20 protein-coding genes and 2 tRNA genes are annotated in these 22,378 nt (G+C 73.8%); 12 read left to right on the top strand and 10 right to left on the bottom strand.

Features of this window, described 5'->3' with window-relative positions; translation table 11 throughout:
• The first annotated feature begins 92 nt into the window (after window positions 1-92).
• Window positions 93-986, top strand: a complete 894-nt coding sequence (locus AC4H2G_RS08460; protein ID WP_494365305.1) for a methyltransferase domain-containing protein — start codon at window positions 93-95, stop codon at window positions 984-986.
• A gap of 38 nt (window positions 987-1,024) precedes the next feature.
• Window positions 1,025-1,807, top strand: a complete 783-nt coding sequence (locus AC4H2G_RS08455) for a fumarylacetoacetate hydrolase family protein (protein WP_494365304.1) — start codon at window positions 1,025-1,027, stop codon at window positions 1,805-1,807.
• A 47-nt stretch (window positions 1,808-1,854) separates the two neighbouring features.
• On the opposite strand, the gene AC4H2G_RS08450 is transcribed toward AC4H2G_RS08455, so the two are convergent.
• Complete coding sequence (locus tag AC4H2G_RS08450; protein WP_494365303.1) at window positions 1,855-2,406, bottom strand: carboxymuconolactone decarboxylase family protein; 552 nt, start codon at window positions 2,404-2,406, stop codon at window positions 1,855-1,857.
• Window positions 2,407-2,453: 47 nt separating this feature from the next.
• Here AC4H2G_RS08450 and pdxR point away from each other — a divergent pair, with 47 nt between their 5' ends.
• From pdxR to AC4H2G_RS08435, 3 genes are read left to right on the top strand one after another with little or no spacing between them, the layout of a single operon-like run.
• Window positions 2,454-3,893 (top strand): MocR-like pyridoxine biosynthesis transcription factor PdxR, encoded by a 1,440-nt coding sequence (gene pdxR, locus AC4H2G_RS08445; protein WP_494365302.1) that lies wholly within the window; start codon window positions 2,454-2,456, stop codon window positions 3,891-3,893.
• Window positions 3,894-3,914: 21 nt separating this feature from the next.
• A complete protein-coding gene (gene gltX, locus AC4H2G_RS08440; protein WP_494365301.1) occupies window positions 3,915-5,411 on the top strand; it encodes a glutamate--tRNA ligase in 1,497 nt (498 codons plus the stop codon).
• The gene (locus AC4H2G_RS08435) at window positions 5,408-6,211 is read left to right on the top strand and encodes an HAD family hydrolase (RefSeq protein WP_494365300.1); all 804 of its coding nucleotides are present in this window, start codon (window positions 5,408-5,410) and stop codon (window positions 6,209-6,211) included. Before gltX ends, AC4H2G_RS08435 begins: the two co-directional genes overlap by 4 nt.
• A 24-nt stretch (window positions 6,212-6,235) precedes the next feature.
• On the opposite strand, the gene AC4H2G_RS08430 is transcribed toward AC4H2G_RS08435, so the two are convergent.
• Window positions 6,236-9,244 (bottom strand): glycoside hydrolase family 9 protein, encoded by a 3,009-nt coding sequence (locus AC4H2G_RS08430; protein WP_494365299.1) that lies wholly within the window; start codon window positions 9,242-9,244, stop codon window positions 6,236-6,238.
• A gap of 238 nt (window positions 9,245-9,482) precedes the next feature.
• Entirely contained in the window at window positions 9,483-10,589 is a 1,107-nt protein-coding gene (locus tag AC4H2G_RS08425) for a YeiH family protein (RefSeq protein WP_494365298.1), read from the bottom strand.
• A 69-nt stretch (window positions 10,590-10,658) separates the two neighbouring features.
• Here AC4H2G_RS08425 and AC4H2G_RS08420 point away from each other — a divergent pair, with 69 nt between their 5' ends.
• Both AC4H2G_RS08420 and AC4H2G_RS08415 read left to right on the top strand, forming a co-directional pair.
• A complete protein-coding gene (locus AC4H2G_RS08420) occupies window positions 10,659-11,591 on the top strand; it encodes a LysR family transcriptional regulator (protein WP_494365297.1) in 933 nt (310 codons plus the stop codon).
• 65 nt (window positions 11,592-11,656) lie between these two features.
• On the top strand, window positions 11,657-12,634 hold the full coding sequence (locus AC4H2G_RS08415) for an aldo/keto reductase (RefSeq protein ID WP_494365296.1): 978 nt from the start codon (window positions 11,657-11,659) through the stop codon (window positions 12,632-12,634).
• Window positions 12,635-12,674: 40 nt separating this feature from the next.
• Here the strand turns inward: AC4H2G_RS08415 and AC4H2G_RS08410 are convergent, their stop codons facing one another.
• Together AC4H2G_RS08410 and AC4H2G_RS08405 are read right to left on the bottom strand one after the other, a co-directional pair.
• Window positions 12,675-13,337, bottom strand: coding sequence for a hypothetical protein (locus AC4H2G_RS08410; protein ID WP_494365295.1), 663 nt, complete (start codon window positions 13,335-13,337; stop codon window positions 12,675-12,677).
• Window positions 13,334-14,113, bottom strand: a complete 780-nt coding sequence (locus AC4H2G_RS08405; RefSeq protein WP_494365294.1) for a class I SAM-dependent methyltransferase — start codon at window positions 14,111-14,113, stop codon at window positions 13,334-13,336. The genes AC4H2G_RS08410 and AC4H2G_RS08405 overlap by 4 nt, the downstream gene beginning before the upstream one ends.
• A gap of 226 nt (window positions 14,114-14,339) precedes the next feature.
• On the opposite strand from AC4H2G_RS08405, the gene AC4H2G_RS08400 reads away from it, so the two are divergent.
• The 3 genes from AC4H2G_RS08400 (at window position 14,340) to AC4H2G_RS08390 (ending at window position 15,136) form a co-directional block, all read left to right on the top strand.
• Window positions 14,340-14,411 (top strand) — tRNA-Gln (locus AC4H2G_RS08400).
• Window positions 14,412-14,510: 99 nt separating this feature from the next.
• Window positions 14,511-14,583, top strand: a tRNA-Glu gene (locus AC4H2G_RS08395).
• A 124-nt stretch (window positions 14,584-14,707) separates the two neighbouring features.
• Window positions 14,708-15,136: a hypothetical protein gene (locus AC4H2G_RS08390; protein ID WP_494365293.1), complete on the top strand. Its 429-nt coding sequence runs from the start codon at window positions 14,708-14,710 to the stop codon at window positions 15,134-15,136.
• 51 nt (window positions 15,137-15,187) lie between these two features.
• Here the strand turns inward: AC4H2G_RS08390 and AC4H2G_RS08385 are convergent, their stop codons facing one another.
• The 3 genes from AC4H2G_RS08385 to AC4H2G_RS08375 form a co-directional block, all read right to left on the bottom strand.
• The gene (locus AC4H2G_RS08385) at window positions 15,188-16,174 is read right to left on the bottom strand and encodes a PH domain-containing protein (protein ID WP_494365292.1); all 987 of its coding nucleotides are present in this window, start codon (window positions 16,172-16,174) and stop codon (window positions 15,188-15,190) included.
• Between the two features lie 4 nt (window positions 16,175-16,178).
• Window positions 16,179-16,346 carry a hypothetical protein gene (locus tag AC4H2G_RS08380; RefSeq protein WP_251151738.1) on the bottom strand — a complete coding sequence of 56 codons (168 nt, stop codon included), beginning with the start codon at window positions 16,344-16,346 and terminating at the stop codon, window positions 16,179-16,181.
• Window positions 16,347-16,564: 218 nt separating this feature from the next.
• Window positions 16,565-17,284, bottom strand: a complete 720-nt coding sequence (locus AC4H2G_RS08375) for an IclR family transcriptional regulator (protein WP_251151737.1) — start codon at window positions 17,282-17,284, stop codon at window positions 16,565-16,567.
• Between the two features lie 180 nt (window positions 17,285-17,464).
• Here AC4H2G_RS08375 and leuC point away from each other — a divergent pair, with 180 nt between their 5' ends.
• Window positions 17,465-18,946 carry a 3-isopropylmalate dehydratase large subunit gene (leuC, locus tag AC4H2G_RS08370; RefSeq protein ID WP_494365379.1) on the top strand — a complete coding sequence of 494 codons (1,482 nt, stop codon included), beginning with the start codon at window positions 17,465-17,467 and terminating at the stop codon, window positions 18,944-18,946.
• 73 nt (window positions 18,947-19,019) lie between these two features.
• Complete coding sequence (gene leuD / locus AC4H2G_RS08365; RefSeq protein WP_494365291.1) at window positions 19,020-19,655, top strand: 3-isopropylmalate dehydratase small subunit; 636 nt, start codon at window positions 19,020-19,022, stop codon at window positions 19,653-19,655.
• Window positions 19,656-20,082: 427 nt separating this feature from the next.
• Here the strand turns inward: leuD and AC4H2G_RS08360 are convergent, their stop codons facing one another.
• Window positions 20,083-20,970 (bottom strand): LLM class flavin-dependent oxidoreductase, encoded by an 888-nt coding sequence (locus AC4H2G_RS08360; RefSeq protein WP_494365290.1) that lies wholly within the window; start codon window positions 20,968-20,970, stop codon window positions 20,083-20,085.
• A 93-nt stretch (window positions 20,971-21,063) separates the two neighbouring features.
• Window positions 21,064-22,371 carry a hemolysin family protein gene (locus AC4H2G_RS08355; RefSeq protein ID WP_494365289.1) on the bottom strand — a complete coding sequence of 436 codons (1,308 nt, stop codon included), beginning with the start codon at window positions 22,369-22,371 and terminating at the stop codon, window positions 21,064-21,066.
• Window positions 22,372-22,378 lie beyond the last annotated feature (7 nt).

Genomic DNA, 22,378 nt, shown 5'->3' with positions numbered 1-22,378 from the left:
GCGCGACGCCCGCCGCGCCCTTCTCGCGAAGTCGGCGCCCAGAGTGTGAGAACGGGGTCGAGAAGGCCCGAGGTCCGGCCTACCGTGCGGGTATGACGGAAACCCCTCTCAGCGGAGCCGACGCCACCGATCCCCGCGGCGACGCCCCCACCGGGGCTGCCGGCTCCAACCCCTCCAAGGAGTCCGAGTCCTACACGCACGGCCACCACGAGTCCGTGCTGCGCTCGCACCGTTGGCGCACCGCGGAGAACTCCGCGGGCTTCCTCCTGCCGCACCTGAGTGAGGGCATGAGCGTCCTCGACGTCGGCTGCGGCCCGGCGACGGTCACCGTGGATCTCGCCGAGCGCGTGGCGGGCGGGCGGGTCGTCGGCGTGGACGCGTCGGCCACCGTGCTCGACAGCGCGCGAGAGCTCGCCGCGCAGCGCGGCACCGCGAACATCTCGTTCCAGCAGGCCAACGCCTACGAGCTGCCGTTCGCCGACGGCACGTTCGACGTCGTCTACGCCCACCAGCTCCTGCAGCACCTGTCCGACCCGGTCGCCGCGCTGCGCGAGATGAAGCGGGTCGCGAAGCCCGGCGGCCTCGTGGCCGTGCGCGACGCCGACTACGCCGCCATGACCTGGTACCCCGATTCCCCCGGGCTCACGGAGTGGAACACGCTCTACCACGAGGTCACGCACGCCTACGGGTACGAGGCCGACGCCGGGCGCCGCCTCTTCGCGTGGGTCCAGGACGCCGGGTTCGACGTCGCGGGCATCGTCCCGTCGGCGAGCACGTGGTGCTACGCGACCCCCGAGGACCGCACCTGGTGGGGAGGGCTGTGGGCCGAGCGCTGCGTCGCGTCCAACTTCGCCGTCCAGGCGCAGGAGTCGGCGCTCGCGGACGACGTCGCGCTCGAGCAGCTCGCGCAGGACTGGCTGCGGTGGGCCGAGGAGCCCGCGGGCTGGTTCGCCGTGCTCAACGGCGAGGTGCTCGCGCGGGTGTGACGCCGAGCGCGACGGCGCGGGCCGGATAGCCTGGGTCGGTGCGCATCGCGAGATTCACCACCGGAGACGACCCCCGCTACGCCCTCGTCCAGCAGGACGGGGACCGCACGTACCTCGCGGTCCTCACGGGCGACCCTCTCTACATGCCCGTCACGCCGACGGGCGAGCGGGTCGAGCTCGGCGACGGCGTGCGCCTCCTGGCACCGGTCATCCCGCGCTCGAAGATCGTCGCGGTGGGGCGCAACTACGCGGACCATGCGAAGGAGATGGGCAACGACGTCCCGTCCAGCCCGCTGCTGTTCCTCAAGCCGAACACGTCGGTCGTCGGGCCGGACGACCCGATCGTCCTGCCCGACTTCTCGCAGGAGGTCTCGTACGAGGCCGAGCTCGCCGTCGTCATCGGCCGGCTCGCCAAGGACGTCACGCCGGAGGCCGCGTCGGCCTACGTGCTGGGGTACACGGTCGCCAACGACGTGACGGCCCGCGACGCGCAGCGCACCGACGGGCAGTGGGCCCGGGCCAAGGGCTTCGACTCGTCGTGCCCGCTCGGTCCGTGGATCGACACCGACCTCGATCCGGAAGACGTCGGCGTCCGCAGCCGCGTGAACGGCGAGGTCAAGCAGGACGGCCGCACGAGCGACATGGTCTTCGACATCCCGTTCCTCGTGTCGTACGTCTCCGAGGCCATGACGCTCCTGCCGGGCGACGTCATCCTCACGGGCACGCCCGCGGGCGTCGGCCTCATCGACGTCGGCGACCGCGTCGACTGCGAGGTCGAGGGCATCGGCGTCCTGAGCAACCCGGTCGTCCGCCGGGGCTGAAGCACGTCCCGTGCGGCTCGGCCCGCGTGGCCGAGCCGCACGGCGGCTCAGGACACGGCCCACGGGCGCAGCGTCGCCCCGACGACGTTCCACGCCGTGACGGCCGCGACGGCCCACAGGAGCTCCGCGACCTCGCGCTCGCCCAGCTCCGCGACCGCCTCGGTCACGACCTCCTCGGGCACGGGACCCTGCGAGACCCGCGTCGCCGCCTCGGCGAGCGCGAGCGCGGCACGCTCACGGGCCGTGAACGCCGAGCTCTCGCGCCACACCGGCAGGGCGAGCAGCCGTCGCACGTCCTCGCCCAGCCGCTGCGCCTCCCGGCCGTGCAGGTCGACGCAGTAGATGCAGCCGTTGACCTGCGAGACGCGCAGGCGCACGAGCTCGAGGAGGCCGCGCTCGAGGGTCGTGGACCAGGTCGTGGCACGTTCGAGCGCGAGCATGGCGCCCGCCTGGTCGGCGGCGTGGGCGTCGACGTCGAGGCGGGCAGGCTGGGGGACGGTCGGCCGGTGGTCCGGCGTCGGGGCGGACGTCTCCGGGTCGGTCGGTGCCGTGGGGCCGGTCTGGCCGGTCTGGTCGGTGAAGGTCTCGGTCGTCGTCATGCCACGACGGTAGGCAGCGCGGTGGACCATCGGTAAGGTCCATTCCCGTGACGGATTCGTGGTCCGCTTCGCCGGACCTGCTCGTCGAGCTGGGCTCCATGCCACGCCGGGCGGCGCTGGAGGACGCGCTGCGCGCCGCGGTGCGCAGCGGTCGGCTCGCCCCGGGGTCGCGCCTGCCCTCGACGCGTGCGCTCGCCGCGGACCTCGGCGTCGCGCGCGGGACCGTGACGAGCGCGTACGACCAGCTCGTGGCGGAGGGCTATCTCGAGGCTCGCACGGGATCGGGGACACGCGTCGCGGCCCGCCGGCCCGCCGCCGTCGTCCCGCCCGATGTCCCGCCCGGTGTCCCGCGCCGTGCGCCCGACGCCGCCCCGTCCCGCTCGGACGCCCACCTCGCAGGACCCTCCCGGCTCCGGCTCGTCCCGGGCGTCCCGGATGCGAGCGCGTTCCCGTCGAGCCTGTGGGCGCGGGCGGTCCGGGACGCGCTGCGGGCCGCGGCACCGACGTCGCTCGGGCTGGGGGACCCGCGCGGGCGGCCCGACCTGCGCGCGGACCTCGTGGCGTACCTCGCGCGCACGCGCGGCGTCGTGACCGACCCGGACCACGTCGTCGTCACCACCGGCTACGCCCAGTCGCTCGCCCTCCTCGCGGACGTGTGGCGCGAGGCGGGCGTGCACGACGTCGCGATGGAGGACCCGGGGATGCCCTTCCACCGTGAGGTCGTGCGGCGCCGCGGGCTGCGTCCCGTGCCGCTGCCCGTCGACGAGGCCGGTGCGCGAGCGGACCTGCTCGGGGACCGCGCCGGGGCCGTCGTCGTCACGCCGGCCCACCAGTACCCCACGGGGGTCGTCCTCGGGGCGGACCGCCGGCACGAGCTCGTCACCTGGGCGCGGGAGCGCGGCGGGTGCGTCCTGGAGGACGACTACGACGGCGAGCTGCGTTACGACCGGCGCCCGGTCGGCGCCCTGCAGGGCCTTGCCCCGGACGTCGTGGTCCACGCCGGTAGCGTGTCGAAGGCGCTGGGCTCCGCCGTCCGGCTCGGGTGGCTGGTGGTCCCGCCGCACCTGCTCGACGCCGTCGTCGAGGCGAAGCGGTACGCGGACCTGCGGACCGACGTCGTCACCCAGCTCGCGTTCGCGCACCTCGTGCGCACGCACGCGTACGACCGCGTGGTCCGTGCTGCGCGGACGCGCTACCGCCGGCGTCGCGACGTCTTCGTCGACGCGCTCTCGCCGCTCGTGCGTGACGGCGCCGTCCGGGTCGGGGGAGTGCCCGCCGGGGTGCACGTGCTCGTCTCCCTCGCCGACGGCGCCGACCCCGACGCCGTCGTCGGGCGCGCAGACCGCGCGGGGCTCGAGCTCGTCACGCTCGCCGAGCACGGGTTCGGGCGCACCGGGGCTCCGGGGATCGTCGTCGGCTTCGGCGCCCCCACCGACGGGTCCTTCGAGACGGCGGTGGCGCGCCTGGTCGCCGCCCTGCGCGACTGAGACCCGACTACCCTGGTCCCCGTGATCCCCGCACCTGGTTCCTCGCCCGTCCGTGTCCGCTTCTGCCCGTCCCCGACCGGGACGCCGCACGTCGGGCTGATCCGCACCGCGCTGTTCAACTGGGCGTACGCGCGGCACGTGGGCGGCACGTTCGTGTTCCGCATCGAGGACACCGACGCCGCGCGGGACAGCGAGGAGAGCTACCAGCAGCTCCTCGACGCGCTGCGCTGGCTCGGCCTCGACTGGGACGAGGGCGTGGAGGTCGGCGGCCCGCACGCGCCGTACCGGCAGTCGCAGCGCGCGGACCTGTACCAGGACGTGATCCGACGCCTCGTCGAGGGCGGCTACGTGTACGAGTCGTTCTCGACCCCGGAGGAGTCCGACGCGCGCAACGCCGCCGCGGGAATCAAGACCAAGGGGTACGACAACTTCGACCGCACGCTCACGGACGAGCAGAAGGCGGTGTTCCGCGCCGAGGGTCGCGAGCCCGTGCTGCGCCTGCGAATGCCGGACGAGGACATCACGTTCACGGACCTGGTCCGCGGGGAGATCACGTTCAAGGCAGGCTCGGTGCCCGACTACGCGCTCGTGCGCGCCAACGGCCAGCCGCTGTACACGCTCGTGAACCCGGTCGACGACGCGCTCATGGGCATCACTCACGTGCTGCGTGGCGAGGACCTGCTGTCCTCGACCCCGCGCCAGATCGCGCTGTACCGGGCGCTGCTCGAGATCGGCGTCGCGCAGGTGATGCCCGAGTTCGGCCACCTGCCCTACGTCATGGGCGAGGGCAACAAGAAGCTCTCCAAGCGCGACCCCGAGTCGAACCTCTTCCTGCACCGCGAGCGCGGCTTCACGCCCGAGGGGCTGCTCAACTACCTCGCGCTGCTCGGCTGGTCCATCTCGCCGGACAACGACATCTTCTCGGTCGACGAGATGGTCGCGGCGTTCGACGTCCACGACGTGCTGCCCAACCCGGCGCGCTTCGACCTCAAGAAGGCCGAGGCCATCAACGCGACGCACGTCCGGATGCTCGCGCCCGAGGACTTCCGCGACCGCCTCGTGCCGTACCTGCACGCAGGTGGCCTCGTCCCCGCCGACTCGTTCGCCGACCTGGAGCAGCGCCAGCAGGAGCTCCTCACCGCGTCGGCGCCCCTCGTCCAGGAGCGCATGGTGCTCCTCGGCGAGTCCGTCGGGATGCTCGGCTTCCTCTTCACGACCGACGACGCGCTCGCGATCGAGGACGACGCGCGCTCCGCGCTCAAGGAGACCGCACCCCAGGTGCTCGACGCGGCCGTCGCCGCCCTCCAGGGCGTCGACGACTTCACCGCCGAGCCGATCCAGGCGGCGCTGAACGCCGCGATCGTCGAGGGTCTCGGCATCAAGCCGCGGCTCGCGTTCACGCCGCTGCGCGTCGCCGTCAGCGGCCGCCGCGTCTCGCCGCCGCTGTTCGAGTCGATGGAGCTGCTCGGCAAGGCCTCGACGCTCGCGCGCCTCGCGAGCCTGCGGGCCGCCCTGTGAGCGGTCTGCCCGTGCCGGTCGGTGGCGGCACGGCCGTGGGGGCGCCGGGCCGGGCGCTGGACGGCGTCCTGTTCGACGTGGACGACACGCTCGTCGACACGATGGCCGCGTTCTCGGCGGCGATCGCCGCGGCGTCCCGGGTCTGGCTGCCGCACCTCCCCGAGGACCGGTACGACGAGGTCCTCGCGCTCTGGCGCGCCGACCCGAACCAGCACTACCGGGCCTACACGCGCGGCGAGATCGACTTCGACGCGCAGCGCATGATGCGCGCGAACGAGCTCCAGGCGACGTTCGGCGGCCGTCTCCTCGACGACGCCGCGTACGTGGACTGGAAGGACCTCTTCTGGGGCACGTTCGAGGCGTCGTGGACCGGGTTCGACGACGCCCGGCCCGTGGTCGACGCGCTGACCGAATCCGGGATCCGCGTGGGCTCGCTGTCCAACGCGCGCGTCGAGCTCCAGACCCGCAAGCTCGCCGCCGCCGGGCTGCCCGACGTCCCCCTGCTCGTCGGCGTCGACACGCTCGGCTTCGGCAAGCCCGACCCGCGCGTGTTCGCCGAGGCGTGCCGTCGGCTCGGCACCGACCCGGCGCGCACCGCGTACGTGGGCGACGAGCTCGACGTCGACGCCCGCGCGGCGCTCGCGGCCGGGCTCGTCGGCGTCTGGCTCGACCGGCCCGGGACCCGCCGCGGCGGGCCGCACCCGGAGGATCCGGCTGCGGCCCGCGCGTCGGGCGTCGTGGTGGTGCACGGGCTGGCGGAGCTGCCTACGGCGCTCGCGGTGCACGCACCCACGCGCTGAGCGCCCGGCCCGGGCCGCCGGCGGCTACCGGCTGACCGTCCGGCACGGCGCGCCGTCGAGCCAGAACTGCTCGGGCTGCGGCGACGCGAACGACCCCGGGTCGCCGATGAACCCGACCGTCGCCTTCTTCGTCCGTGCGTTCCAGGGCAGCGACGTCGCGGTGACGGTCTCGCCGTCCTGCGACCATCCGCCGCCCCACGCGAGGCGTGTGACGCGCTGGTCGCCGACCCACGACCACGTGAGCTCCGACCAGTCCAGCGGGCCGTCGGTCGAGCGCAGCCAGAGCTGGGAGACGAACCCGCCGCGCCACGACCCGTGCTCGGTGTACGACACCTCGCACGTCGGCGCGACGACCTCGCCCTGCCCCTGGTCCGCGAGGAACGACGCGACCCACGTGAGCGCCGAGTTCCAGTTGACGGTGATCTCGTTGCTCGCCCAGGAGCTGATGTCGTCCACGTAGCACGTCTGCGGCGCGCAGCCGTCGGGGAAGAGACCCTGCATCGTCGGGTCCCACGTGGGCGTGTCGGAGTTCGGACCGCCGGCGACCGACCCGGCGGGCGGGTGCGGCAGCTCCGGGTTGAGCTGCGCGGCGAACCAGCGCGAGTGCTGGTTCTGCGCGAAGGTCTCGCCGTAGCCCGTCACGTACGACAGGTTGAGCGCGTTCCGCCCGAGCAGGTAGTCCGCCGACTCGATCACGGCGTCCCGGTACGCGACGTCGCCCGTGAGGTCGAAGGCCGTGCCGAGCACCACCTGCGCGTTGAGGACCGAGCTGTTCGAGCCCCACACGTAGGTGCCGTCCTCCTCGCCCGCGTACGCGGCTCCCCACGGGCCGCCCTGCTGGACCGCGAGGATCGTGTCCGCGCCGTCGAGCACGACGTCGCGGGCCGCTTCGCGGTCACGGTGCGCGTTCGGCACCGTCGCGAGGTCGATGAGCCCGAGCGGCCCGACCTGGCCCCAGCTGAACCCGCCGCGCCCGATCGTGTCGGTGACGTCGTCGAGGTGGGCGTGCACGGAGTCGCCGAACGCGCGCTCACCGGTCGTCAGGTACAGCTCCACGGCCGCCCAGAAGAACTCGTCGGAGACGTCGGCGTCGTCGTAGGGACCGCCGCCGTCGGCGCCGTCGGCCGCGGGCGCGTAGAGGTCCGGGGTGGCGAGCGCTGCCTTCCAGGCGGTGCGGGCGTCGCCCAGCAGCGCGTCCGCGTACGCCGCGTCGTGCGCCGCGAACAGGCGCGCGCCCTGCGCCGCGGTCGCGGCGAGGTTGAGCGTCGCCGCGGTGGACGGGCGGTGCAGGTAGCGCGTCTGCGGGTCCTCGTGCGGCAGCAGCGGCAGACCGGTCCAGCCCTTGTCGTGCACCTTGTGGTGGACCATGCCGGCGAGCGGCTCGCCGTCGGGGACCATCATCGACCGCAGGAACTCCAGCTCCCAGCGCGCCTCGTCGAGCACGTCGGGGACGCCGTTCGCGCTCTCGGGGATCGCGAGCGTCCCGTCGGCGAGGGCGCCCGCGTCGCGGGTCGCGGCGTGCAGGGAGCGCTCGTACGTCGCGAGGAGCTGCGCCGTCGCGATGCCGCCGTTGACGACGTACTTGCCGTGGTCACCGGCGTCGTACCAGCCGCCGACGACGTCCAGCGTGTAGTCGCACGTCCACGGCTCCTCGTACGGCTGCACCGGGTCGTCCGCGGGCTGGCACGGGACGTCGAGGTCGCCCTTGTTGGTCGCGCCGTCTGCGGGGGAGGAGACGTGCCCGGCGGGCCGCGCGTACTCCTCGCCGACGAGGGCCGCGTCGATCTCGGTGCCCGAGCGGGCGAGGTAGAAGTAGTCGAGCGCGTCGTACCGCAGCGCGTCGTAGGCCGTGGTGCCGACGTCGAACGGGTGGGACGTCTCGCCGTCGGCGACGAGCGTGTAGGTGCCCGCGGGCAGGGAGCCGAGGTCGATCATGTGCACGTCCTGGCCCGACGCCGCGTCGTTGCCCGACGGCGCGGTCTCGCCCGAGGCGACGACCGCGTCGTCGGCCCGGACCTCCCAGGCGACGGGGTCGACGGCGTCGGTCACGAGCGTCGCGTGCTGCGGCCCGTCGGCGAGGTAGCCGACCTGGTTGACGCGCACGCGCGGCCCGGTGTCCGGCTCGTAGGGCGGCAGGCTCGCACCCGAGACGAGCGACACCGTCTCGAGGCAGAACGTCCACGCCTCGCTCGCGCCGCCGAGCTGGAACGCCATCTGCGTCTGCGGGTAGGTCTCCGCGCCGCCGTCGTCCGGACCGGGGAGGGTGAACGCGAGCTCGCCGCTCGCCCCCGACGCCTCGCCGTACGCGGTGTACGGGTCCACCTGGAGACCGACGACGGCCCGCACCGGCCCGTCGCCCGTGCCCCTGTACCGCGCGACGTAGTCGCCGGCCGGCAGCTCGAGGTCGTTGACGCCGAGGATCGCGTCGTAGGTGCCGACGCCGCCGGGGACGTCGACGCACGCCGCGCCGGAGGACGTGTCGATCCCGGTCGAGCGGGAGTACCACCAGGGGTCGCTGCCGTCCGCGAAGTCGGTGCGCGGGAGGTGCTCCGTCCCGGCGGGGACCAGCGAGACGTCGTCGAGGCAGAACGTCCACGCGGTGTCGTGCCCGCCGAGCTGGAAGGCGACCTGGGCCTGCGGCTCGTCGGCCGCGACGTCGAACGTCAGCGTGTGCGTGCCGGTGGCCGCGCCCGGAGCGAGCGCGAGCGTGCCGTACGCGTCGTACGGGGCGTAGTCCTGCGCGACGTTCGCGCGCACCGGCCCGTCGCCGGTGGTGGTGAACGTCAGCGCCCACTCGCCGGCGGGTAGCTCGACACCGCCCTGGCCGACGATGTGGGTCCACGGGTCGCCGCCGGCGGGGACGTCGGCGCACAGCGCGCCGTCGGTGACCGTGGTGGCGACGTCCGGCGTGGACCACCAGGCGCCGCCGCCGTCGTCGAAGTCACCGTCGACGACGTCGGCCGCTGCCGGGGCGGCAAGGGGAAGGAGCAGGGCTGCGGTGGCGGCGAGAGCGAGAGATCGCGTGCGGCGCACGGGGGAGTCCTTTCGTCGACGGTGACGAGACTCGCGGGGCGGGAGCGCTGTGAAGATGAAACGAAGTGGAAGCGCTCCCACCGGATCGCGTTCCTCGAACCTAGCACGCCCCGTAGCCGCCGAGAAGTGACCTCCCGCCCCTGATCTGCCCCGAACCGGGGCGGAAGATCACGTCTCGGCGGCCAGACGGACGGCTGGGCGGCCGGGCGTGCGGCCGGTCGACGGGCGGATGGCCGGGTCAGGCGAGCAGCAGGACCCCGGCGAGGGCCGTCGTCGTGACGAGGAGGGCCGACAGCCCGCCGAGGACGAGCGCGCGCCGCCCGGTGCGCACGAGGCGCGGCACGTCGACGCCGAGGCCGAGCGCGAACATCGCCGCGACGAAGGCGACCGTCATCAGCGCAGACCCGGCGTCGAGCACCTCCTGCGGCACGACGCCCGAGCTGCGCAGCGCCACCGTCACGAGGAACCCGACGACGAACCACGGGACGGGCACGACCCGCGTCCGGCCGCCCGGTGCGCCCCGGCGGGCCGCGACCAGCCCTGCCCCGGTCACGATCGGCGCGAGCAGCGCGACGCGCGCGAGCTTCGCGACCGTCGCCGTCGCGAGCGCGGCAGCCGACACCGTGCCCGCGGCGGTGACGACCTGGGCGACCTCCTGCACGCTCGCGCCGATCCACAGCCCGGTCTGTGCGTCGTCGAGGCGCAGGAGCCCCGCGAGCCAGGGCAGCGCGACGATCGCGAGGGTGCCGTAGACCGTGACGAGCGCGAGCGCGGTGGCGACGGCGTCGTCGTCCTCGCGGACCTGAGCGGGAGTGCGCCCCGGCCGCGCGACGACCCCTTGCATCGCCGAGATCGCCGCCGCGCCGCAGATCGAGAACCCGGTGGCGACGAGCAGCGAGGTGGCGCGGGGGACGCGCAGCAGCCGGCCGAGCGCGAGCGTGCCCGCGAACGTCACGGCGAGCGTCGTCGTCACGACGACGAGCCCGCGCCACCCGAGGGCGAGGACCTCCGGGACGGACAGCTGGAGGCCGAGCAGGACGACGCCCGTCCGCAGGACCGTCGACGTCGTCCACGCGACGCCCGGGCGCAGTCCTGCGAGCCGGGCCACGGTCCGCGGACGACGAGCCCGCCCGAGCACGACGGAGCCCACCACGGCACCCAGCACGAGCGCGACGACGAGCGGCGAGACCGTCGGGACGAGCCGGGAGCCCACCAGCACGACCGCGGTGGCGGCGGCCACGACGGCGAGGCCTGGTGCGAGGGCGCGCACGGCGCGACGCGGGGCGGTCGGCGCCCGGTGCACGTCGTGCCGGGTGGGCTCGGTCGACGGTCGGGTGGTGGTCATGCTCCCAGGCTGTCGCTCGCGGCGTCTCGCCGGAAGGCCGATCTCCACACCCACCTATAGGATGGACCTATGGCTCCGACGCCGCGCGACCACCGCACCCCGCTCGGCGCGCTCGAGCTCCTCGTCGCGACGGACTCGCACGGGTCGATCAGCGCCGCCGCCCGCGCGCTGGGCGTCGCGCAGCCGACGGCGTCGGCCGGCCTGCGGGCGCTCGAGCGCAGGCTCGGGCTGGAGCTTCTCGAGCGCACGACGCGCGGCGCCCGCCTCACCGAGACCGGACGCGCCACCGCGGCGTGGGCGCGCGAGGTGATCGACGCGTCCGACCGGTTCGAGACCTCCGTCGCGTCGCTGCGCGAGCAGCCCGCCGAGCGCGTGCGGGTCGCGGCGAGCCTCACCGTCGCGGAGTACCTGGCGCCGCGGTGGCTCGCCCGGCTGGCGCTCACGGAGCCGTCACGGTCGGCACGAGACGCCCCGGACGTCGAGCTCGTCGTGCGCAACTCGACGGAGGTGACGAACCTCGTCCTCGCGGGCGACGTCGAGCTCGGCTTCGTCGAGAGCGCGACCCTGCGCCGCGGGCTGCGCAGCCGCACCGTCGCGCACGACGAGCTCGTGGTCGTCGTCGGCCCCGGCCACCGCTGGGCGCGCCGCAGCGCCCTGCGCGTCGACGAGCTGCTCTCCGGCGGGCTCGTGGTCCGCGAGAGCGGCTCCGGGACCCGCGAGACGCTCGAGCGCGGTCTCGCCACCCTCGGCGAGCGCCTCCCCGACCACCTCCCGTACCTCGGGTCGACCTCCGCCCTCAAGACCGCCGTGCAGCACGGCGGCGCGGTCGCCGTGCTCTCGAGCCTCGCCGTGGCCGACGACGTCGCCCGGGGCGCGCTCGTCCGGCTCGCCGTCCCGGGGCTCGAGCTGGGACGGCGCCTGCGGATGGTCTGGAAGGACGGCACGGCGCTGTCGTCCGGTGCCCGGCGCATCGCCGCGGCGGCGAACGCCACGGTCGGCTGACGTCCCGGGGCAAGCGGGTGCCCAACCCGCTTGCCGCGGGGCCGACGCCGTCGGAGAGTGTGCCGATGCGCACCCTGGATCTCGGCACCCCCGTCCCCGCCTCCGTCATCGGCCTCGGCACGTGGCAGTTCGGCTCGCGCGAGTGGGGCTACGGCGACGACTTCGCCGACCGGCAGGCGCGCGAGATCGTCCGGCGCGCGCTCGAGCTCGGGGTGACGTTCTTCGACACCGCCGAGCTCTACGGGTTCGGCCGCAGCGAGCGGATCCTCGGCGAGGCGCTCGGAGACCGACGGGACGAGGTCCTCGTGGCCACCAAGATCTTCCCGCTGCTGCCTGTCGCACCGGTCGTCGAGCAGCGTGCCGTCGCGTCCGCGGACCGGTTGGGCGTCCGCCGGATCGACCTGTACCAGGTGCACCAGGCGAACCCGGTGGTGCGCGACGGGACGACGATGCGCGGGATGGGTGCGCTGCAGCGCACCGGGCTGATCGACCAGGTGGGGGTCTCCAACTACTCCCTCGACCGGTGGCAGTCCGCGGAGCGTGCCCTCGGGGGCCCGGTCGTCAGCAACCAGGTCGAGTACTCGCTCGTCCACCGGGCCCCGGAGGAGGACCTCCTGCCGTGGGCACGGGCCGAGGGACGAGTCGTGGTGGCCTACAGCCCGCTCGGGCAGGGCGTGCTCTCGGGCCGGTACACCCCGGACCACCGGCCGCAGGACGTCGTGCGACGGGCCAACCCGGTGTTCGCGCCGGAGAACCTCGAACGCCTCGTACCGCTGCTCGACACGCTGCGGCAGGTCGGTGAGGCCCACGACCTGTCCGCCTCTCAAGCCGCTCTGGCCTGGGTCGTGGCGCGGCCGAACGTGCTCGCGATCCCGGGTGCGTCGAGCGTCGAGCAGCTCGAGAAGAACGTCGAGGCCGCGTCGGTCCGGCTCGCGGACGACGAGGTCGCGGCGCTCGACGAGCGGTCCGCGGCGTTCCAGCAGGTCTCGACGTGGGAGCGGGCGCGCGGTGCGGTGCGGCGTCGCGTCCGGCGCACCGCGTGAGCGCGGCGGCCACCGACGTCTCGTCGCCGTCCGGGCGTCGTCACCGCACCGTCGAGTCCCAGCGCCAGCGCGTGCGACGGGGGCGTCCCGGGAGCTCGCCGCGACCCGTGGCCCACAGCAGGACCAGGTCGGGGTCCTCGTCGGCCTGCACGGTCACGTCCGGGAAGAGGCGTCCCAGGACGCGGAGCGCCACGCCGGCAGGAAACGGCACGGCCTGGCCCGTCAGGCCGAGGAGGACGTCGTGCCCGTGCACGAGGACCTCGACGACGCCCATCGCGGCGAAGCCCTCGGGGTCCGAGAGGCCGTACGGGTGGTAGGCGCGCTCGTCGCCGGGCCGGGTCTCGACGAGCGTCGCGAGCAGCTCGGCGCCACCGCGCAGCGCCTCCACGAGGCCCGCGGTGCCCGTCGCGCGATCGACGTGCACGATCTCGTCCTCGCCGCGGGGCCCGACGAGCGGCACGTACGCGAGCCGGGGGAGCGCGGCGAGCTGCAGCGCGTACGCCACCAGGTCGTCGACCACGTGCTCCGCCGTCGTCCAGCACGACCAGCGGACCGGCCCGGCCTGCGCGTCGAACGCGACGCCGTCGTGACGCTCGAGCCGTTCCGCGAGCCAGGTCGCTGCCGTACGGACGTCGTCGCCCGTGACCCGGGTGCCGGCAGGTCGGGGCGCAGCCTCGCCCGACCCGAAGGGTGCCGGCGTCATGCCGTCGCCGGAAGCAGGTCGGCCCGCCAGCACTCCGCGCGGTACGGGAGGTCGACGTCGGGTCGGCCGCTCAGCTCGGGGTGCGTCGCGACGAGGTCGTCGATCTCGTCGAGCAGCTCGTCGCGGCGCGTGGTGGGCAGCGTGAGCAGGTAGCTGCGGGACGCCGCGAGGGCACGGAGCGCCTCCGGGCGGATCCGGTCCGCCCACGCGAACGTCCGGTGCTCGGGAGGGGTGAAACGGGGACCGGGGTCCGGCTCGGTGTAGCTGGGCTCGAGCGCGTCCCCGCGGTGGATGATCTCGGTGAAGCGCGCGACCCAGTCCGTGCTGCTGTCGCGCACGTTCCACACGACGCCCAGGCGGCCGCCGGGCCGCAGCACGCGGGCGATCTCGGGAGCGGCCGCGGGGGAGAACCAGTGCCAGGCCTGGGCCACGAGCACCGCGTCGGCGCTCGCGTCCGGCAGCGGGATCGACTCGGCGGTCCCACCGAGAGCGCGCGCTCCCGGCACGGTCCGGACGAGCTCGGCCCGCATCGCCTCCGACGGCTCGACCGCGACGACATCGAGTCCCCGCGCGACGAGAAGCCTCGTCAGCTTGCCCGTCCCGGCGGCCAGGTCGAGGACCGTGCGCGCGCCGTCGGGCAGGAGCCAGTCGACGGCGGCGTCGGGGTAGGAAGGGCGCGTCGCCGCGTACTGCGACGCGCCCTGCTCGAAGGATGCCGCACGGTCGCGGCGCGACGTGGGGTCCGGTGCGTCCGGTCGGCGCGGCGAGGCGTTCATGCCTCGACGGTGCCAGGCCGGGCGCGTCGCGTCGACCGGCACGTCGACCGGCACGTCGACCGGCTGTGTCGACCGGCTGGCGACCAAGGTCCGCAGGTGTCGCATTTGGTCCCCGTCCCCGAGTCCGGTAATGTTCTCGGCCGGTGAGACCTCCACGTGAGGGGCCCAGGGGACAGGTGTCAACCCGTCCGCACGGCTCTCCGAACACAGGGGGTCGATACCACCATGGGGTATGGTGTAATTGGCAGCACGAGTGGTTCTGGTCCACTTAGTCTAGGTTCGAGTCCTGGTACCCCAGCGATGAGCTCCGGCTCCTGGATCGGCGGTCAGAACCGCCGAGACCATGAGGTAGAGTTCTCTCCGGTGAAACGGTCTGGCAACGGATCGGGAACCACAGGCCCCCATCGTCTAGCGGCCTAGGACGTCGCCCTCTCACGGCGGTAACACGGGTTCAAATCCCGTTGGGGGTACATCGCGAAGGCCCGGTCACCACACGGTGACCGGGCCTTCGACGTTCCCCGGGACGTCCTCCCGGCCGGGCCGCGCCGCTCTGCCCGGCGCGCCGAGTGTGACGTGCGTCGCTATGCTCGCCGCATGGTCCGTCTACTCATCCGCGTGCTGATCCTCCTGGCCTCCGTCGCCCTCGGTCTGCTCGTGGCGAGCTGGGTCATCGACGGCGTCGTGCTCACCGCGACGGGCTTCGTCGTCGCCGTCGCCGTCTTCACGATCGCCCAGGCGGTCCTCTCGCCGTTCATCGCCAAGATGACCGCGCGGTACGCGCCGGCCTTCCTCGGTGGGATCGGCCTCGTGTCGACCTTCGTCGCGCTGCTCATCGCCTCGCTCGTCGGCGACGGGCTGCGCATCGAGGGAGGCGCTGTGCCGTGGATCCTGGCGACGCTCGTCGTGTGGCTCGTCACGGCGCTCGCCACGTTCCTCCTGCCGATGTTCTTCCTCAAGGAGAAGCTCGGTGACAAGGACCGCGGCGACGGCGCGGGGCCCGCGGCGCGCGCTGTCACCGGCTGACCGGCACCGGTCACCGTCCGGACCCCCGGTCGGACGTCCCGCCGCAGGCGGCTAGGGCGCCTCGGCGCGACCCGGGCCCGGCTCGTAGGGCTTCGGCACCGGGGGCGACGCCGGACGCGGGTGGATCACGGGGACGTACGTCGCGCGGTGCTCGCCCGACACGGCCCAGCCCGGATCGTCCTCGTGGTCGTCGGGGTGCCCGACGGGCAGCGGCTGAGTGGGTCCGCTCGCCGTGCCGTGCGTCCCGCTGCCGTGCTTCCCGGTGGCCGGCGGCGCGCTGCGGCCCGTTACGACCACGGCGTCGCCACGGTGGGGCGCCGGAGGCGCGGGCGGCACCGGGGACGGTGGGACAGGGCTGCGGCCGTCCCAGGCAGGCGCAGGCGGCACCGGGGTCGGCCCGGCGCCGTCGGGACGCGCGTCTCGCGGGGGGCGGTGTGACGGGCCGGCTCCACCGCCACCGGCGTGGGACGTCGACGATCCGGGGGCGACGGCGACCGGCGCAGGAGCGCCGCCGGAGGGGCGTCCGGCCATGCCGCCGGGACCGAAGAGGGTGTCGCAGATCCGGCGGTAGGTCGCCTCCGGACGGGCGACCCAGTCGATCTGGCGCAGGGCCTGGTCCTGACCTGCGGACTCCAGGAGGAACTGCCCGTAGCCCAGCACCCGGCCCGTGAGCGAGCGACCGTAGTTGAGGTCCGTCACCTTGGTGAGGGGCATCATCGCGACCTTGTGCGTGATCAGGCCGTAGAGCAGCAGGAGGCGCTTGTCGGTGGCGACGAACCACTCGTTGCGCCACTCGAGGAGCTTCCACGCGAGTCGTGCGACGAGCACGAGCCAGAGCAGCCAGAGGACCATCAGCCCGTCGCCCGCGGACGGTCCCGCCTGCACGAGGAGCCAGACGACCACGAGCAGGCCCGCCGCCGTCGTGGCGACGGGCTCGAGGAGCATGGCCCAGTGGTGGCGCGTCGCGACCACGACCCGCTCGCCGGTCAGGACGTAGCGGTCGAGGATCCGGTTGCGAGGTCCGCCACGCCCGGCCACGGCGTCAGTCCAGGAGCGAGCTGAAGAACTGGCCGATGCTGCGGAACGCGCCGACGATGACGTCCCAGATCCCCTCGAGGATGTCGGCGGCTCGTTCCGGGCTCGTGACGATCGCGTACAGCGCGAAGATCACCAGCGCCCAGATCAGGATCGCCTTCACCTTCGGATGCATCGGGGCTCCTCCGTGTCGAGGTCGGTCGGACTGCCAGACGGTGCGCCCCGGCTCGGGCCGCGTCGGACGGCCCGCACAGCATGACAGCAGACAGCGTCATTTTGACAGGGGGCGTCCCGTTTGCGTCCCACGGCGCGCCGAGGCCCGTGCACTCCAGGTGACGCTCGACCGGTTCGTGCGGGCGATCGGCACCCGAGTGCACGGGCCTCGGTGGGCGACTACTCGCCGGCGCGGCGGAGCACCTCGGTGAGCCGGTTCGCCGCTGCGGCGACCGAGCCCGAGTGGAGCCGGCCCGGCTGGCGGGTGAGTCGCTCGACCGGTCCGGAGATCGACACGGCGGCGACGACGCGGCCCGACGGCCCGCGCACGGGGGCCGACACGGAGGCGACCCCGAGCTCACGCTCCGAGACGGACTGGGCCCAGCCGCGGCGTCGGACACCGGAGAGGATCGTGGCGGTGAAGACGGCCTCGCGCAGCCCGCGGTGGAGCCGGTCGGGCTCCTCCCACGCGAGGAGGATCTGGGCCGCGGAGCCGGCGTTCATCGTGAGCGTCGCGCCCACGGGGATCGAGTCGCGCAGCCCGACCGGGCGCTCCGCGGCGGCGACGCAGATGCGGTGGTCGCCCTGGCGGCGGTAGAGCTGCGCGCTCTCGCCGGTGTGGTCGCGCAGGGCCGTGAGCACCGGGTTCGCGGCGGCGAGGAGGCGGTCCTCCCCGGCGGCCGTCGCGAGCTCGTTGAGCCGCGGTCCGAGGACGAAACGCCCCTGCATGTCGCGCGCGACCATGCGGTGGTGCTCGAGCGCGACGGCGAGCCGGTGCGCCGTCGGGCGGGCCAGGCCCGTGGCCGTGACGAGCTGGGCGAGGGTGGCCGGTCCTGACTCCAGAGCGCCCAGGACGGAGGCCGCCTTGTCCAGCACGCCGACTCCGCTAGTATTGTCCATAGGTCGATATTGACGTCTCATGCTCTGAGATGCAAGCCGGAACTGAGATGCAGGTCCGCCGAGAATGTTCCACCCGCTGGACGTTCTCCCCGCCCCCTGGCCGGACGACGGACGATCGACCCAGACGGCCCTTCGTGCCCCCGCGGAGACGCCGTGACAGACGACGAGGAGATGAGCAACATGGCCGGCACGCTGGCAGAGAAGGTCTGGGACGCGCACCTGGTGCGACGCGGCACCGACGGGTCGCCCGACCTCCTCTACATCGACCTCCACCTCGTGCACGAGGTCACGAGCCCGCAGGCGTTCGAGGGGCTGCGCCTCGCCGGCCGCCCCGTGCGTCGCCCCGACCTCACCATCGCGACCGAGGACCACAACACCCCGACGCTCGACATCGACCTGCCGATCGCGGACCTCACGAGCCGCACGCAGATCGACACGCTGCGCAACAACGCGCGCGAGTTCGGCGTCCGCATCCACTCCCTCGGTGACGCGGACCAGGGCATCGTCCACCAGGTCGGGCCGCAGCTCGGCCTGACGATGCCGGGCCTGACCGTCGTCTGCGGCGACTCGCACACGTCCACGCACGGCGCGTTCGGCGCGCTCGCGTTCGGCATCGGCACGTCCGAGGTCGAGCACGTGCTCGCGACGCAGACCCTGCCCCTCGCGCCCTTCAAGACGATGGCGATCAACGTCGACGGCGAGCTGCCGCCCGGCGCCACGAGCAAGGACATCATCCTCGCGATCATCGCGAAGATCGGGACGGGCGGCGGCCAGGGCTACGTGCTCGAGTACCGCGGCGAGGCAATCCGCAAGCTCTCGATGGAGGCGCGGATGACGATCTGCAACATGTCCATCGAGGCCGGCGCCCGCGCGGGCATGATCGCGCCCGACGAGACGACGTTCGAGTACCTCAAGGGCCGCCCCCACGCGCCCGAGGGGGCCGACTGGGACGCGGCCGTCGAGTACTGGCGCACGCTGCGCTCCGACGACGACGCCGAGTTCGACACCGAGGTGTTCCTCGAGGCGGCCGACCTCGAGCCGTTCGTCACGTGGGGCACGAACCCGGGTCAGGGCCTCCCGATCTCCGCGACCGTGCCCGTCCCCGAGCGGATCGCCGACGAGAACGAGCGCGTCGCCGCCGAGCGCGCGATCGAGTACATGGGCCTGACCCCCGGGCAGCCGCTGCGCGAGATCCCCGTCGACACCGTGTTCATCGGGTCGTGCACCAACGGCCGCATCGAGGACCTGCGCTCCGTCGCGAAGGTCGTCCAGGGCAAGCAGAAGGCCGACAGCGTGCGCGTGCTCGTCGTCCCCGCCTCCGCGCGCGTCCGCCTCCAGGCCGAGGCCGAGGGGCTCGACAAGATCTTCCTCGACTTCGGCGCCGAGTGGCGCAACGCCGGCTGCTCGATGTGCCTCGGCATGAACCCCGACCAGCTCGCACCGGGGGAGCGCGCGGCCTCCACGTCGAACCGCAACTTCGAGGGCCGCCAGGGCAAGGGCGGGCGCACGCACCTCGTCTCGCCGCTCGTCGCGGCCGCGACCGCGCTGCGCGGCACGCTGTCGTCGCTCGCCGACCTCGACCTCCCGGCCGACGTCGACATCACGTCCTTCGACGGCACGCCGCTCGCGCCGCTCGACCCGCGCGTCCTCGTGCAGGTCTGAGCCGGTCCCAGCTGCTGACACAGTCAGCGCCCGCCGCTCGCCGTTCCCCCGAAGCCCCGAAGAAGGTCCCGTCATGGAGAAGTTCACGACCCACACCGGCGTCGGCGTCCCGCTGCGCCGCAGCAACGTCGACACCGACCAGATCATCCCCGCCGTCTACCTCAAGCGCGTCACCCGCACGGGCTTCGAGGACGCGCTGTTCGCCGCGTGGCGCGGCGACCCGTCGTTCATCCTCAACCAGGACGCCTACAAGGCCGGCTCCGTGCTCGTCGCGGGCCCCGACTTCGGCACCGGCTCGTCCCGTGAGCACGCCGTGTGGGCGCTCAAGGACTACGGCTTCCGCGTCGTCCTCGCGTCCCGCTTCGCCGACATCTTCCGGGGCAACTCCGGCAAGCAGGGACTCGTCGCCGGGATCGTCGCGCAGGAGGACATCGAGCTCCTCTGGAAGATCCTCGAGACCAACCCCGGCACCGAGGTGACCGTCGACCTCGTCGCACGCACCGCCTCCGCGCAGGACGTCACCGTGCCGTTCCAGATCGACGACTACACGCGCTGGCGTCTCATGGAGGGTCTCGACGACATCGGCCTGACCCTGAAGCACGAGGACGAGATCTCCGCGTTCGAGGCGACGCGTGCGTCGTGGCGGCCGAAGACGCTGCCGGCGAAGACGCTGCCCAAGGTCGAGATCGAGGCGGCTCGGCCGGTCTGATCGTTCCGCCGTTCTCCGTGGCTGGGGGCGGGCCCTGCGGGGGGTGACGGGGCGGGCCCTGCGGAGGTGACGACGGGTCTACCATCCGCGGGGCTCGTCCCTCGCCCCGCTCCCGCCAGGCCCGCCACGACCCGTCATCACCTCCGCAGAACCCGCCCGCTGGTGACCGCCGACACGGGGGTCGCCCAGGCGACGGTCCGACGACGTCCCACGGCTCGGGCGTCCGTCTCGCCCCACATCTTGGACGGGTGCGCGGGGGACGGCGGCGTTCCTCGCCGTGGTCATCCGTCTCGCCCATCGTCATGGACGCCTTGCGCGGGGACGACGGCGCTTTCGCCGTGGTGATCCGGCCGGCCCGGCGTGGCTCGGGTTCGTGGGTCCGACGGCGTTACCCGCTTAGGCTGTCCGTTCGCCGTGGGGCGTGGCGTCAGGGGCGGGGCGGACCCTGACGGATCGCTTCGAGGAGGGACTGCGGGGTCGCGGTCTCCGGGTTCCAGCGGGACTCGACCCACCAGGTGGCGCCCGCGTCGGCGAGGCCTGCGAGCTGATCGGCGGCGGCTGCGCGGTCGGTGGGGAGCTCGCCCTGGAGGACGACGTCGAACGGGCGGGCGTCGAGGCCCAGCTCGGTGCGGCGGGTGGTGAGCCAGGAGACCAGGGCGGAGACGTCGTCGGGCGTGGGGACGTCGAAGCCGCGGTCGCCCCTGAGCTGCACGACGATGCCGTCGTGGCGCAGCGTGCGGTCGAGCGAGCGCAGCGCCGGGCGGCCCGCGTCCCACACGCCGACGGGCCAGACCGGGACGTGGTGCCCGACGACGGGCTTCTCGACCGGGCGCGGGAGGAACTGCATCTCGCCGGTGTCCAGGCGCGTGCCGGAGAACGCGAACCGTTCGCCGGTCCAGGCGCGGTCGAGGAAGGCGAGGGCGTCGTCGAGCTGCTCTGCTCGTTCCCGGAGCGCCTGGGGCTGGTCCGGGACGGCGGAGAAACCGCCGTCGTCGAGCACGCCCACCCCGACCGGCAGGACCAGGCGCCCGGCCGACAGGTGGTCGACCGTCAGCGCCTGGCGCACGACCTCCCAGGGCTTGCGCCGGGGAAGCGCGAAGACCATCGCGCCCAGGGTGATCCTTTCGGTCCGCACGGCGGTCGCCGCGAGGACCGCCCAGGGGTCGAACGTGTCGACCTCCATGATGCTCATGCCGTCCCACGAGAAGAAGCCGTCCCAGCCGTGTTCCTCCGCCGCGACGGCCATGTCGAGCACCTCGGTCGCGGAGCCGAAGCTCCCGACGACCCCGACCTTGATCCCCGTCGATGCGCCCATGGACCGGACGCTACGACGCGCCACCGACATCCGGAATGTTGAGTGCTGGGGATTTGTCGTCCGACCGGACGTCGGACGACAAATCCCCAGCACTCACGGGAGGTCGGAGACCTCGAGGCGGACTATGCGCCGGCGCGACACGTGCGTCACGGTGAGCCGGTGCCCCGTGACGTCGACGTGGTCGCCGAGGTCCGCGAGCCGGCCGAGCTCCGCCACGACGAACCCGGCGACGGTCTCGTACGGGCCGTCGGGCAGGACGATCCCCGTGTGGCGGGCGAGCTCCTCGATGGTCTGCCCGGCGTCGATGCTCGCCGCTCCGCCGTTCTCGCGTGCCGCGGACGGCTCGGCGGGGTCGTACTCGTCACGGATGTCGCCGACGAGCTCCTCGACGAGGTCCTCGAGCGTGACGATGCCGTCGGTGCCGCCGTACTCGTCGACCACGACGGCGATGTGCACGCCCTCGCGGCGCATGCGCGACATCGCGGGGAGCACGGTGTTCGTCGCGGGCAGCTCGAGGATCGGCCGCACGACGTCGCGCACGAGCACAGGGCGCCCGGTCGCCGCGTCCGTCTCGGGATGGTCGGGGCAGTCGCGTCCGAGCAGGTCGCGCACGTGGAGGAACCCGACGACGTCGTCGAAGTCCTCGCCCGTCACGGGATACCGCGAGAACGGCCCCGCGGCGACGGTGCGGGCGGCGCTGGCGAGCGTCTCGTCGCGGGACAGGAACGCGACGTCGCCGCGCGGCGTCATCGCCTCGGCGAGCGACCGGTCGCCCGCGGCGAAGACGTCGTCGAGGATGCGGCGCTCGTCCTCCGGGAGCGCCTCGTGGGCGAGCACGAGCTCGCGCAGCTCCTCCTCGGTCATCTCCTCGCCGCGCGCCGACGGGTTTCCTCCGAGCAGCCGCACGACGGCGTCCGTCGAGCGCGACAGGAGCCAGATCACGGGACGCATGAGCGTCGCGAACCGGTCGAGCGGGGGCGCGACGGCGAGCGCGACCGACGCCGAGCGCTGCAGCGCGATGCGCTTGGGCACGAGCTCGCCGAGCACGAGCGAGAGGTACGCGACGAGCAGCGTCAGCAGGACGAGCGAGACCGTCGACGCGAGCGACTCCGGCAGACCGAGCCCTTCGAGGACCGGCGCGAGGTCCGGCGCGAGCGTCGACGCGCCGTACGCGGCCGAGAAGAACCCGGCGACGGTGACACCGATCTGGACGGCGGCGAGGAACCGGTTGGGGTCGCGCGCGACCGCCGCGACGCGCGCCCCGCGGACCGACTGCTTCTCGAGCTGCGCGACCTGGCTCTCGCGCAGCGACACGAGGGCGATCTCCGTGCCGGCGAACACACCGCCGACGAGGACGAAGAGCAGCACGAGAGCGATGTTGGTCCAGGTGCCGGAGTCCATCGCCCCA

The sequence above is a fragment of the Cellulosimicrobium sp. BMG9.23 genome (assembly GCF_059159985.1).
This window is presented reverse-complemented; position numbering and strand designations above follow the sequence as displayed.